Genomic DNA, 13,259 nt, shown 5'->3' with positions numbered 1-13,259 from the left:
GGTAAAAGCGCATTGATTAATATCCTCTTGGTTGTTATAATACCGCTTTGCGTGTAAATTTTAAAAATATTATTTTATAAGTATTTTAAAATATTTGAGATGAATATATTTTCTATTTTTCTCCTGTGGAAAATCAGTGACTTAGTTTATTAAATTGTAATATATAATATATAGCTTGGCGATACCCATTCATGATTAGGGAGATAATTTAAGTGTTGCGTTTTGTCATTATTACGGTGTTTTTGGCGGTTTTGGTCATATTTTTGTTGCTTAATTTAGAGCCTGTGCCTATGAGCTTTTTTATGATTAGCTGGAAAACATCAGTTGGTATTTTTGCGTTATTATTAGGGATTGCGTCTTTTGCAATTGGTGCATTAACTGTATTTATTTCGTTGGTTGGTCAGTGGCGCCGTGCTCGTAAAGCTGAACAAAAAATGCGTGATCTAGAAAAACAATTATCAGAGTTGCAGTCAAAATACATTGCAATGACTCAGCCCCAAGTAACACAGCCCGTAGGTATTACGCCAACATCCACTGCAACGACCATTGAATCGAGTAACGAAGATTCTCATTAAAGCAAGTGGTATTTAAGATTATGATTAAAACTGGACTGATTCTGGCGCTGGATACAAAAGATCCTAAACAAGCAGAGGAATGGGCAAGGATTGCTGATGCTACGGGGCAGATGATTAAGATTGGTATGGAATTTACCTATGCTTGTGGATTTGATGCTGTCTGTCGTTTAGCAATGGGACGACAGATATTTTTGGACTTAAAATTACATGATATTCCAAATACTGTTGCCTCTGCGATTGCCAGTCTTGCTCCCGTGAAACCCGCGATGCTAACTATTCATACGATGGGTGGTAAAGATATGATCAAAGCCGCACGCCAATCCATTGATATGCATTTTCAAGACAGTCAAAAGCCAATTTTATTGGGGGTGACGGTTTTAACCAGTATGGATCAGGATAATTTAAACAGTATTGGTATTAGTAAAACCCCCTTAGAACAAGTGTTATTACTGGGAAAGATGGCAATAGAAGCAGGCGTTGACGGGTTGGTTTGTTCGCCTTTAGAAGTTGAGTATTTACGGCGTCATTTAGGAGATCAGGTGCCATTGGTGGTTCCTGGTATTCGCCTGCCTGACGCAGTGGCTGATGATCAACAACGCGTCATGACCCCCCTACAAGCACGCAAAGCTGGTGCTAGTTGGGTTGTCGTTGGCCGTCCGATTACGAAAGCTTCACATCCAGAACATATCGCACAAATGATTGTGCAACAATTACAGGGATAATAAAAACGTGACGGCTATTAAGATATGTGGTGTAAAAGATTCAGCCACCTATGATTTATTGGCCGAATTACAAGTGAATTGGGTTGGTATTGTTTTTTATCCCCCATCCCCAAGATATATAGAACCCAGTCAGGCTGCTTTGTTACCAGATTATAAAGCGGATGGATTACAACGGGTTGGGTTATTTGTAAAACCCACTGTCGATGATATTCGTCGTATTTTAGATTACGTTCATTTGGATGTGTTGCAACTTTATACCTCTATGGAAAATGCCTCAGTAATCCAAACTATTTTTGGTATTCCTGTTTGGGTGGCAAAGGGGGTAAAATCACGTGCAGATTTACCCACGAGTTGCCCTGTTACAGGAATGGTGATTGAAGCCCCTGCCAATCAGAGTGATAGCAGGCCAGGAGGAAATGGACGAGTTTTTGATTGGCAGTTAACAAAAAATTGGCAGGCACCGCGACCTTGGTTATTGGCAGGTGGATTAACACCAGAAAATGTAACAACAGCGATTGTCGAAGCTCAAGCTTTGGCTGTTGATGTATCCTCAGGGGTTGAACGTTGCATGGGCGAGAAGGATCCTGTATTAATTCGCAGCTTTGTGGAAAATATTCGAAAAAAAATCTGATACTATGCCTCTAGTTTATAGAGGCATAGTTGTTATTTAGATAACTTCATAGCCTTCTTCCTCGATTGCTGCTTTAAATGCGGCTGGATCAGGATTGCCTTTAACCTTGACGGTTCCAGTTTTTAAATCAACAATAGTTTCTTCGACATTGGGCAAGGCTTCAATGGCCTCTTTTACTGCATTGGCGCAATGTTGACATGTCATACCTTTAATTTGATAGGTTTGCATAGTTTGCAACTCCGTTAGCTAATCACAATATACGATAACAATACTTATTTTTATATTAGGCTATAAAAACAGGATGAAGTAAAGATGTCTAATGAATCTTCCGCTTTAACAACTGCTGATTTTACCATTGGCAATATGACATGTGCCTCTTGTGTAAGGCGTGTAGAAAAAATCATTAAACGAGTTGATGGGGTCGAAGATGTCAGTGTGAATTTAACTTTGGAAACTGCCAGAGTGACCTTTGTGTCAGAAATTGATATGCAAAAAAAAATTGCAGTTATCGAAGATATGGTGGGAAAAGGGGGATATAACGCATCATGGATTAATCCCAAGCAACAAGACCAAGTTAATGCAGAAGATACTGCACAAAAAGATATGTGGGCATGGGTCATTGCTGCTTTGTTATCTGCGCCATTAGTAATTTCAATGATTACGGGCAGCATTCACCATCAATGGATGCTGCCAGGATGGTTGCAATTTTTGTTGGCAACACCTGTGCAATTTTGGCTGGGTCGTCATTTTTACGTGGCGGGGTTTCGTGCCATTAAAGCAGGCACAGGTAATATGGATTTATTGGTGGCACTGGGCTCCAGTGCTGCGTGGATATTAAGTACGGTTTTACTTGTTAACTTTTTACTTTCCGATGGGTCGACCTCTGAACCACATTTGTACTATGAGAGTTCTGCGTTAATTATCACGTTTATTTTGTTTGGGCATTGGTTGGAAAAACGTGCGCGCCACAAAGCTGCATCCTCTATTCGTGCATTACAAGCACTAAGACCTAATACAGTATGCAAATGGGTTGATGGAACAGAGGTGGTAATCCCTAATGAGCAGATAAAAGTTGGGGATATTGTGGTGGTTCGTCCTGGTGAACGTGTTCCATGTGACGGGGTAATTACCCAAGGGGAAAGTGCTGTCGATGAATCGATGTTAACTGGTGAAGCCATTCCGATCGAGAAAAAAATTGGCGATCGGGTTACAGGTGGTTCATTAAATGAAAATGGTCGTTTGTTAATTCAAGTTGAAAAAACAGGGCAAGAGACTCGCTTAGCTGCGATTGTAAGACTGGTTGAAAGTGCCCAAGCTTCTAAAGCTCCTATTCAAAAGTTAGTGGATCGAATAAGCGCGGTATTTGTACCAATTGTGATTATAGTTGCATTCGGTACATTTTTATGGTGGTGGTTGGAATATGGATTATTGGTTGAAGGATTATTGCATGGGGCTGCGGTACTTGTGATTGCATGTCCATGTGCATTGGGTCTTGCCACGCCGACTGCGTTGGCAACGGGCTGTGGGGCTGCTGCAAGGGCAGGTATTCTAATTCGTGATGCGGAATCCTTGGAACGTGCGACACATATCCAAGCTGTCGGATTTGATAAAACAGGTACGCTGTCACAAGGTCGATTGTCGGTTATATCTATTGTCCCCAAGGCTGGTATTGATAAAAAACAAGTTTTGTATTGGACGGCAAGTTTATCGCTAGCCAGCGAACATCCTTTATCTAAGGCGTTACTTATACAAGCCAAGCAAGAACAAATATCTTTAAATGATCCAGAAGCCTTTCGTGTCATTAAAGACCAAGGCCGTGGAATTACAGGGAAAATTGATGGTCAACAATTTTTCTTTGGAAATGCGGCGATGGTGGCAGCTTTAGGATTAGATATCGAGGCGTTATCTTCTGATGCTTTGGACGCAACCCTATCATGGTTGGTGCGGTATAACAATGCACAATATTATGAATTACTGGGGGTTATTGCTTTTGAAGATCACATTCGCGAGGGTGCTAAAGAGGCTATTATTCAATTAAAAGCAAAGCATATTTCCCCTGTTATTTTAACAGGTGATAATGCCCAAGCGGCACAAAAAGTTGCTGATATTTTAGGTATCAAAGAAGTTCATGCTAATTTAAGTCCTGAAGATAAACAACGTATTATAGTTGAAATTAGCAAAGAAAAGGATAAAACTTGTAAGGTTGCAATGGTAGGGGATGGTATTAATGATGCCCCTGCATTAGCCGCAGCCGATTTAGGAATTGCGATCGGTGAAGGAACAGATGTCGCTGCCGAAGTCGCTGGGGTTGTTTTAATGCGCAATCATCCGGGATTGGTGGTTGCAACAATTGATATCGCACAAAAGACGCATCAACGGATCAAAGAAGGTTTATTTTGGGCGTTTATCTATAATGTGATTGGCATTCCATTAGCTGTTTGTGGATTATTAAGCCCAGCAATCGCAGGTGGAGCAATGGCATTAAGTAGCGTTTGTGTTGTCATGAATGCTTTACGTCTTTTACGTTGGAAAGCCAATATCTAGGATTAAGAGGGAACAAAAATGAAGTGTAAATATATTTTAACAGGTCTTTTTTTGTTTATTGGATCTGTTTTGTATAATACGAATGTATTTGCTGAAGATAATGTACAGGTCAGTGACCAGCAAATTAACGCAAAGTTGGATCAGTTATATGGTAGTCACGACGAATATCGTGCTTTTTTTAAGATTTTGAAAGAGTATATTGCTCAAAAAGACAAAACCAAGATTGCTAATTTGATAAAATATCCATTAATTGTACAGTTGGACGGGAAACAAGTTTCGATAAAAACAAAGGCGCAATTTATCAAAAATTATGATGCGATTATTACGCCCAAAATTGAATATATCGTCTCTCAACAAAAATTTGAAAATATGTTAGCAACTTATCGAGGTATGGCTTTTGGAAATGGAGAAATATGGTTTGCAAATGTTCTCCCAGATCAGTCTCGTCACGGCAAGGAGAAAAAACTTATTAAAATTATTGGTATTAATAATTTCATGTAAAAATAATGTTGTGTAATTAAAATAGGCGTTATTTTGATGATAACGTTTATTTTCTTAATAAAAGCATGATCAAGGTGAAGACCAGTTCAATATTGTGATATTAGTTGACACTTAACAAAGTGAATTTATCAATTTGTCTCAAGAAATATAAAAACGGATCTTTCTTGCTTATTATTAGATCATTTATAAATGAAAACACAATGAACCGAAGTTGAATAATTTCAACGGTTATTATTATTAATATATAAAGTAGACATAATCGTTATTTGTACAGGGCAGCAACGGGTCTTTGATATTAGACCCGTTGTAAAAAGATTAAGCAGAGGCTTCAACAGTTTTGGAAGCAATTTTGAGCCCTAATTTGTTAAATAGGGTCAAATCGCTGCTTTTTTCAGGATTTGGACACGTTAACAATCTTTCCCCTAAGAAAATAGAATTGACCCCTGCCAAATAACACAAGGTTTGCATTTCAGCGCTCATTTCTGTTCTGCCAGCAGCAAGGCGAACATAACTTTGTGGCATGGTAATGCGTGTCACAGCAATTGTGCGTATAAAATCCATAGGATCAATGGGTTGTGCATCTTCTAACGGGGTACCCTTAACGCGGATTAATAAATTAATGGGAACACTTTCTGGGTGTTTGGGAAGGTTTGCAAGGGTTTTAATCATATTGGCACGGTCGATTTCTTGCTCGTTCATGCCTAAAATCCCGCCACAGCATACTTTAATACCAGCATCACGCACAAATGCCAGCGTGTCCAAGCGATCTTGGTATGTGCGTGTTGAAATAATTTTCTCGTAATGTTCTTCAGATGTATCAAGGTTATGATTATAGTAATCAAGCCCAGCTTGCTTTAATTTTAATGTTTGTTCCAGATTTAGCATGCCCAAGGTTACACAGGTTTCAAGACCAAGATTTTTGACCCCTTCAATCATGGCACAAACGGTTTCTAAATCGTGATCCTTGGGCGAACGCCATGCAGCCCCCATACAAAAGCGTGTTGCCCCTTCTTCTTTGGCTGCCTTGGCTCTTTTTAAAACTTCGTCAACGGCCATTAAGCGATCGGCTTTAATTTTTTCAGCATGTTTTGCACTTTGTGGGCAATAGGCACAGTCCTCTGGACAGCCTCCACTCTTGATTGACAGCAATGTTGCCACTTGAATCTGGGTTGGATCAAAATAAGTTCTGTGCGCTAATTGTGCTTTGAACATTAATTCTGGCATGGGAAGGGCAAATAGGGCAGCAATTTCTTCTTTTGTCCAATCGTGACGAATAGGAAACGCCTGTTCCAAAGGAGGTAAAACAGAGTCAATCTTGTGGGCAAGCATGCAAAGGTCCTTGAAATTAAGAAAATAAAATAACGCATATTATCTTTAAGGTATTTTACTGTCAGTTTATATAAAAAAAATAATGCAAAATAAAGTGAATATAAAATTCATCTTTTATATGGAATATAGAAAACCATGTCCTGTATGGTTAATAATAAACTATGACGAAATAAAAAAGGTGTTAAATGAAACGTTGGATTATTGCTCAGGAAAAGGGACAATTAGGTATATTAACATTAAACCGCCCACAGGCATTAAATGCGATTGATGGTGTGTTGCAACGTGAAATTATAGATCAATTAGAATGCTGGAAGATCGCAGAACATATTAAAGTAATTATTATAAATAGTAGTCAGCCGAAAGCATTTTGTGCAGGTGGAGATATTCGACAAATCACCACATTTTTAAAACAGGGTGATTACGAACAAGCCATAGGCATATTTAAACATAATTACGAGCTGGTAAATTACGTTGCACATTACCCCAAGTCTGTGGTCAGCGTGATGGATGGCATTACAATGGGGGGTGGGATTGGTCTTGGTGCGTTTGTCCCGTATCGCATCGTTACCGAACGATCAGTTTTAGCGATGCCAGAGGTAATGATTGGATTAACCCCAGATGCTGGCAGTAATTTATTGTTTGGTAAAGCCCCAGGTTATACTGGACTAAGGGCGATGTTAACAGGATTACGCTTTCAAGCAGAAGATGCTATTCGACTGGGATTTGCTGATTATATTGTTCCTTCTATTGAAATAGAAGCATTAATATCGCAACTTGAAACTGCCAATCCAGAGGAATTATTACAACCCTATAAGCGTGATTTACAGTTTGACCCGCAGTTTTTACAAGAAGTTAAACAGGTCTATGATTCCCCAGATATAGAGACAATTATAACGAATTTAGAGACATGTAATTTTAATTGGGCAAAAACAGATATGCAGGCAATGCAAGCCGCATGTCCCTTTTCTTTATGGATTACTTACAAGGCTTGGCATCGCAAACTGCGCGATTTGGGCGAAGTTTTACAACAGGATTTGAATTTGATCAGCCATTTAATCGCTCGTCCTGATTTTATAGAAGGTGTCAGAGCCAGTGTAATTGATAAAGACAGAAATCCGAAATGGGATCGCGGCAAGGTTTCCTCTGATCTTGTTGATATGTGTTTTACAACAGCACATCAATTCTAAACTATTTTTTTATATAATCTTCTTCATAATCACTGATTTTTGAATTAAATATAATTAAAAGTGTTTTTTTAAGGTATGTAATTATGAAGCATTGGGATATTGAGCAGATCAAATGGGATCAGTTTGATCCTTCTCTTATTGATCAGGAAGTGTTACCTTTAATCAAAGCTGCATCGGTTGTCGAGCGTAACAGTGTTGATTATACTGTATATCTCAATAATATTTTTGCTGATGACCCTGAAATGAAGAAACTTTTTCAGGATTGGGAAAACGAAGAAGTACAGCATGGCGAGGCATTAGGTCGTTGGGGAATGCTTGCAGATCCAAATTGGGATTATAAAGATTCATTTGAACGATTTAGGAATTTTTATAAAATCGATATGGATGCTCAAAATTCCATTCGTGGTTCGCAGGCTGGAGAATTTATCGCAAGGGCCATGGTAGAAGTTGGAACATCTTCATATTACAGTGCTTTGGCTGATTACGTAAAAGAACCAGTATTAAAAGATATTTGCCGTCGTATTGCTGGGGATGAATTCCGTCATTTTAAATTATTTTACGACGGAATGAAAAAATATTTAGAGAAGGATAATCTCTCTAAATGGCAGCGTGCTAAAATTGCTCTTGGTCGTATTATTGAAAGTCAGGATGATGAATTGGCGTCCGCTTATCATATTACAAACGAGCCAGAAGGGATGCCTTATAATCATAAACGGTGTATAGCATTATATATGGTCAAAGCTATGCCTTTATATCAGCGTCATCACGTGGTTCGAGTGGTAAATATGGCATTTAAGACGATTGGTTGGATGCCCTCTACCAAGTGGCAGGATCGTCTGGCAGGATTAGGGATGACGCTTATAAAAAAACAGCAGAAATCTTATGCTAAACAAGTAGTTAATTTATGATTAATAGCAGATGTATTAAAAAACAGTAATGACGGGTAAAGTATGAAGAGCATAAGTATAAAAAGTTTGAAATTAGGTTTTTTTGATACAGTACTGCACGAGGCAACAGCTGCCGCAGTTTTGCGGGTTTTAGAAGCTCATGATATTTTTGATATTGAGTTTATCACAGGTGAAAAGGCAGCTTTGATTCAAGAACTGAAAGCTGGGGAAATCGATATTTTTACCACGTTATGGTTGCCAGATGTTCATAACAGCTTAATAAATGATTTTCCTTTAATGAAATCCATCGGTACATTGTATCATCCCACTTTGTTTTTCGCTTTACCTGTTCAATTTCAATCTGAAATAAGCTCTATTGATCATTTAAAATCCGTTGATTCTATTCATCGTAATGTTGAAGTTCCTGCAACCCTATATGAAAAAGTTCAGGAGATTTTTGTTGCTTACGGATTATTAGAGTCTGGCTATAGTTTGATTCCCGTTGCTGATGAAGCGGCTTTTAAACGTTATCAGCAAATTTTGCAGTCTCAAGAGGGCAAGATCATCATTGGATATCACCCTAGTTTTCTAGATGATGATCAAAGGCTTTATTCCTTGCAAGATCCCAAGGCCATGGTCAATAGTGAACAAAGAGCGACTATTTTAATTCGAGATCGAATTGTTTCGGTATTAGGATCAGATTTGATTGACGAACTGGCAGAAATGACACTGGGAAATCAGGTTGTAAAGTTAATGGAACATGCCGTACGTGTTAACGGCATGGATGCACACGAGGCCGCGGAAGAGTGGCAACGTGGTAAATTGGTAGTAAGAGCATAAATGACACAAAAAAAAGATCCACGAGATATTAGCCTTTCCCAACAATACGAGGCATACCCTTATCCTGAACGTAATCCTCAGGATGAAAAAAAACGGTTATTTATTGGTAGTCCAAGTCATTTAAATGAGATTGATTATTGGGTTTTCGGTGGCAAGCGATCTTCTGAACAACCCTTACGCGTTTTGGTTGCTGGATGCGGGACTGGGGATGCAGCAATCATGATTGCCCAGCAAATGGCGCGTCGCAACCGTTCGGGCGAGGTCGTTTGCCTGGATCGTGCTGGTGCGGTTTTAACCGTTGTTCAAGAACGTGCTAAGGTCAGAAATCTTACCAATCTAAGTTATATTCAAGGGTCCATTTTGGATTTACCTAACTTGGACTTGGGACAGTTTGATTATATTGATTGTTGTGGCGTTTTACATCATTTGCCTGATCCCGCCCATGCACTGGGCATATTAAAAGGGGCGTTAAAAACAGGGGGAGGAATCGGATTGATGGTTTATGCCCCCCACGGTCGTACAGGGGTTTATATGCTACAGGATGCCCTGTCCTATCTTGCGCCCATTCATGACGTGCCAGCCAAACGATTGGATGTTGCAAAGCGAGTAATGCGCCATTTACCCAAGACCGCATGGTTGCATTATAATAAAAATTTCGGTGATCATTTAACGGGTGGCGATGCTGGATTATACGATTTGTTATTAAACCCAAGAGATCAGGCTTATACTATTGATGCGTTTTGGAATTTGCTGGATCAGGTTGGATTTAAAGTAAATGCTTTGATAGAACCCGCGCGTTATAATCCAAAATATTTAATTGCTGATCCTAAGATTCGTGAAAAAATAGATCAATTAGATTATCGATGTCAGGCCGTTGTCGCAGAAGGATTGGCAGGCAATATGGCAACGCATGTTGCTTATGTGCGTAAGGCTGAGGATGATTTTTCCATGGCAGATCCGTATGCTATGGATAGTATTCCCTTTATGCGAGAAATGCCAGGTGAGGTTTTAGTCGGACAAATTTTACCTTCTAATTTATTACCCTTTTCTTTTGGTATGTTAACCGTGATGATACCTCTGCCTGCACAAGCAAGGGGATTCCTTGGGTTAATTGATGGTCAACGATCATTAGGTGAAATTATTGATATTGTAAAAAAGCGTGGTGTGCCAGAGGAGAAAATTATTCCAATGTGGAAGGAAACATTTGATTCTTTACAAAGCATTAATCAGGTGTTTGTTCGATCCTCTTAATGATGCAACCTATTGTAATTTTTGGGGCTGCATTAAAAAAAGATGCAACACCTCATTGTGCATTAATTGCTAGAATTCAGGCAGCTACACAATATGGAATGCGATATAAGGATCCTTTGTATATTGTAACGGGTGGCAATCCCAAAGCAGGTTTAACCGAGGCTGCTGCTATGAAGACCTTGTTACTGCAAGCTGGTATTCATCAAGATCGTATTATTTGTGAAGACCAAGCAAAGAATACGGTGGAATCTGTTATTTTGAGCAGCATCTTACTAAAGCAATTAAATTTTGTTCAAAAGCAAAATTCTGTCACATTGGTTTCAAGCCCTTATCATTTACCGCGATGCGGATGGTTGATGTTCTTATCGGGGTGGCGCGTTTGCCTCGTGGGAAGTGTTGGTAAAGCTTCGCGCTCTTTTATTAAATGTTGGTATTGGCGTTTACGTGAAATTCCTGCAATTATATGTGATAGTTTTCGCCTATTTTTTTAACCTGTTCGTTTATCCTATTAATTTTTTTTATTTTGATTTATTAATGGTTTTATTTTTAATAGTAGGAATGATTTATGCCTGTTTGTGCATTTCTCTTCCCCGGTCAGGGAAGTCAATATGTAGGTATGGGAAAAGCGCTTGCCGAAGCTTTTCCTGTTGCTCGTGAGGTTTTTGAAGAGCTAGATGAGACATTAAAGCAACCCCTTTCTAAATTAATGATGGAAGGGCCTGAGGACGAGTTAACGTTAACACAAAATACTCAGCCAGCGTTGATGGCGCATTCCATAGCAGTAATTCGCGTTTTAGAAAAAGAGGCTAATTTAGATTTAACAAAAATCATAAAATGTTCTGCTGGACATTCTTTGGGTGAATATTCAGCTTTGTGTACTGCTGGAGTGTTTAATTTTGCAACGACGGCGTCTTTATTACGGTTGCGTGGTGACGCCATGCAAAATTCATTGCCAAAGGGTACAGGGGGAATGGCTGCGTTATTAGGTTCAGATATGGCCCAAGCCAAAATTATTTGTGATCAAAGTAGCAAAGTCGATTCTATGGTTGCAGTTGCTAACGATAATGGTGCAGGTCAAGTCGTTATTTCTGGGCATTTGGATGCTATTGATCGTGCCATTGCTTTAGCCTCTGAAATGGGGATTCGTAGAGCCATTAAACTGGCAGTGTCAGCACCATTTCATAGTCCGTTAATGCAACCAGCAGCACAAAAAATGCAAGAAGCATTGTCAAACACTTCTATTCAGCCTTTGAAGTTTCCAGTGATTGCCAATGTGACAGCCAAACCTTATCAAGATACAAAAGAGATTGAAAAATTATTGGTTCAGCAGGTAACGGCACCTGTGCGTTGGGCTGAAACAATGCAGTTAATGATTGATCAAGACGTTGAAATTTTCTTTGAAATTGGTGCGGGTAAGGTATTATCAAATTTAATGCGTCGTACCGCCCGTGATCGTCAAGTTTACTCAATTGGGGAACCTGAGGATATTGATCAATTTGTAAATGTTTTTTCGCGTTAATAAAAGGAATATTAAATGTTTAGTTTAGAGGGTAAAGTTGCCTTGGTAACGGGTGCATCAGGGGGGATTGGTAGTGCTATTGCCCATGCTTTGGTTAAACAAGGTGCAACAGTTGTTTTATCAGGGACCAGAGAAGCCGCATTAAAATCAGTGCAAGAACAACTTGGTGGAGAAGTAAAAGCAAAGATTCAGGTTGCCAATTTGGGGGATCCCGAATCCGTAACAGGATTAATTCCTAAAGCTGAGGCATTAGCTGGTGGTTCTATAGATATTTTGGTGAATAATGCAGGTTTAACTCGTGATACATTAGCATTACGTATGAAAGAATCTGACTGGCAAACTGTTTTAGATATTGATCTATCTGTTCCTTTTCGCCTCAGTCAAGTTGCAATTAAAGGTATGATGCGCAAACGTTTTGGCAGAATTATTAACATAGCTTCTATTGTTGGTGTGACGGGAAATCCAGGACAGACAAATTATTCCGCAGCCAAGGCAGGATTGATTGGGATGAGCAAATCTTTGGCATTAGAGGTTGCAAGTCGTGGTATCACTGTCAATGTTGTTGCACCTGGTTTTATTGAAACAGCAATGACTGATCAGTTGACAGATCTTCAAAAAGAAAAATTATTAGAAAAAATTCCATGCCCTCGAATGGGTAAAGTAGAGGATATAGCTGCAGCTGTAGTTTATTTGGCATCTAATGAGGCACAATGGGTAACGGGGTCAACATTGCACGTTAATGGTGGTATGGCTATGATATAATTGATTTTATGAAATGACTATTTTACCATTATTATATTGTAAAATCATAGAGTAATGGTATTTTTGCTATAGAATTAATTAAAATTTTGTACTTTAAACAATGAAGTTTGTCTTGGCTATTGGTTGGAATTATGATATCCCCCATGGCTGATTACGTTGTAAAAGGTTTTTACTTAGTATAAAAATGCTTTATAAACGATCTATACTTAAAACAAACTGAAAAAATGCTTAATGGGCAGAAGGGATAAAATTAGATGAGCGATATCGCCGATAAAGTGAAAAAAATTGTAGTTGAACATCTTGGTGTTGAAGAAGCTAAGGTAACACCAGAAGCATCTTTTATTGATGATCTCGGCGCAGATAGTTTGGATACAGTTGAATTAGTAATGGCTTTTGAGGAAGCATTCAGTGTCGAAATTCCTGAAGATGCTGCTGAAAAAATTGCAACTGTTAAAGATGCAATCGACTATATCGAAAAACAAAAGCAATCTTCTTAATTTTTCCTAAGTAA

The 13,259-nt window shown here is 38.9% G+C and carries 15 protein-coding genes; 13 read left to right on the top strand and 2 right to left on the bottom strand.

The features are described from left to right. Positions 1 to 212: 212 nt before the first annotated feature. Genes QJV27_RS06575 through QJV27_RS06565 form a run of 3 tightly spaced genes read left to right on the top strand, consistent with a single transcriptional unit; the run spans position 213 to position 1,928 of the window. Entirely contained in the window at positions 213 to 575 is a 363-nt protein-coding gene (locus QJV27_RS06575) for a lipopolysaccharide assembly protein LapA domain-containing protein (protein ID WP_281448142.1), read from the top strand. Between the two features lie 20 nt (positions 576 to 595). Then, positions 596 to 1,297 carry an orotidine-5'-phosphate decarboxylase gene (pyrF, locus tag QJV27_RS06570; protein WP_281448141.1) on the top strand — a complete coding sequence of 234 codons (702 nt, stop codon included), beginning with the start codon at positions 596 to 598 and terminating at the stop codon, positions 1,295 to 1,297. 7 nt (positions 1,298 to 1,304) lie between these two features. Next, complete coding sequence (locus QJV27_RS06565) at positions 1,305 to 1,928, top strand: phosphoribosylanthranilate isomerase (RefSeq protein WP_281448140.1); 624 nt, start codon at positions 1,305 to 1,307, stop codon at positions 1,926 to 1,928. A 36-nt stretch (positions 1,929 to 1,964) separates the two neighbouring features. On the opposite strand, the gene QJV27_RS06560 is transcribed toward QJV27_RS06565, so the two are convergent. Further along, the gene (locus QJV27_RS06560) at positions 1,965 to 2,156 is read right to left on the bottom strand and encodes a heavy-metal-associated domain-containing protein (RefSeq protein WP_281448139.1); all 192 of its coding nucleotides are present in this window, start codon (positions 2,154 to 2,156) and stop codon (positions 1,965 to 1,967) included. Between the two features lie 84 nt (positions 2,157 to 2,240). Here QJV27_RS06560 and QJV27_RS06555 point away from each other — a divergent pair, with 84 nt between their 5' ends. Continuing rightward, positions 2,241 to 4,472, top strand: coding sequence for a heavy metal translocating P-type ATPase (locus QJV27_RS06555; RefSeq protein WP_281448138.1), 2,232 nt, complete (start codon positions 2,241 to 2,243; stop codon positions 4,470 to 4,472). An 18-nt stretch (positions 4,473 to 4,490) separates the two neighbouring features. Continuing rightward, entirely contained in the window at positions 4,491 to 4,973 is a 483-nt protein-coding gene (locus QJV27_RS06550) for a hypothetical protein (RefSeq protein WP_281448137.1), read from the top strand. A 315-nt stretch (positions 4,974 to 5,288) separates the two neighbouring features. Here QJV27_RS06550 and bioB read toward each other — a convergent pair whose 3' ends face one another. Then, positions 5,289 to 6,302, bottom strand: coding sequence for a biotin synthase BioB (gene bioB, locus QJV27_RS06545; protein ID WP_281448136.1), 1,014 nt, complete (start codon positions 6,300 to 6,302; stop codon positions 5,289 to 5,291). Positions 6,303 to 6,487: 185 nt separating this feature from the next. On the opposite strand from bioB, the gene QJV27_RS06540 reads away from it, so the two are divergent. The 8 genes from QJV27_RS06540 to QJV27_RS06505 all read left to right on the top strand — a co-directional run bounded on the left by QJV27_RS06540 (position 6,488) and on the right by QJV27_RS06505 (position 13,245). After that, positions 6,488 to 7,489, top strand: a complete 1,002-nt coding sequence (locus QJV27_RS06540; protein ID WP_281448135.1) for an enoyl-CoA hydratase/isomerase family protein — start codon at positions 6,488 to 6,490, stop codon at positions 7,487 to 7,489. Between the two features lie 83 nt (positions 7,490 to 7,572). Further along, positions 7,573 to 8,397, top strand: coding sequence for a ferritin-like domain-containing protein (locus tag QJV27_RS06535; RefSeq protein ID WP_281448134.1), 825 nt, complete (start codon positions 7,573 to 7,575; stop codon positions 8,395 to 8,397). Positions 8,398 to 8,439: 42 nt separating this feature from the next. Then, positions 8,440 to 9,216 (top strand): glycine betaine ABC transporter substrate-binding protein, encoded by a 777-nt coding sequence (locus QJV27_RS06530; protein ID WP_281448133.1) that lies wholly within the window; start codon positions 8,440 to 8,442, stop codon positions 9,214 to 9,216. Continuing rightward, the gene (locus QJV27_RS06525; protein WP_281448132.1) at positions 9,217 to 10,467 is read left to right on the top strand and encodes a class I SAM-dependent methyltransferase; all 1,251 of its coding nucleotides are present in this window, start codon (positions 9,217 to 9,219) and stop codon (positions 10,465 to 10,467) included. Beyond that, positions 10,467 to 10,958 carry a YdcF family protein gene (locus QJV27_RS06520; RefSeq protein ID WP_281448131.1) on the top strand — a complete coding sequence of 164 codons (492 nt, stop codon included), beginning with the start codon at positions 10,467 to 10,469 and terminating at the stop codon, positions 10,956 to 10,958. Before QJV27_RS06525 ends, QJV27_RS06520 begins: the two co-directional genes overlap by 1 nt. A gap of 74 nt (positions 10,959 to 11,032) precedes the next feature. Beyond that, positions 11,033 to 11,986: an ACP S-malonyltransferase gene (fabD, locus tag QJV27_RS06515; protein WP_281448130.1), complete on the top strand. Its 954-nt coding sequence runs from the start codon at positions 11,033 to 11,035 to the stop codon at positions 11,984 to 11,986. 15 nt (positions 11,987 to 12,001) lie between these two features. Then, positions 12,002 to 12,748 (top strand): 3-oxoacyl-[acyl-carrier-protein] reductase, encoded by a 747-nt coding sequence (fabG, locus tag QJV27_RS06510; protein ID WP_281448129.1) that lies wholly within the window; start codon positions 12,002 to 12,004, stop codon positions 12,746 to 12,748. Positions 12,749 to 13,002: 254 nt separating this feature from the next. Continuing rightward, the gene (locus tag QJV27_RS06505; protein ID WP_281448128.1) at positions 13,003 to 13,245 is read left to right on the top strand and encodes an acyl carrier protein; all 243 of its coding nucleotides are present in this window, start codon (positions 13,003 to 13,005) and stop codon (positions 13,243 to 13,245) included. Positions 13,246 to 13,259: the final 14 nt, after the last annotated feature.

Origin of the sequence: Commensalibacter oyaizuii (genome assembly GCF_029953265.1) — a bacterium.
Lineage (GTDB): Bacteria > Pseudomonadota > Alphaproteobacteria > Acetobacterales > Acetobacteraceae > Commensalibacter > Commensalibacter oyaizuii.
The sequence above is the reverse complement of the archived record's forward strand: the minus strand, read 5'-3'. Positions and strand labels throughout refer to the sequence as shown.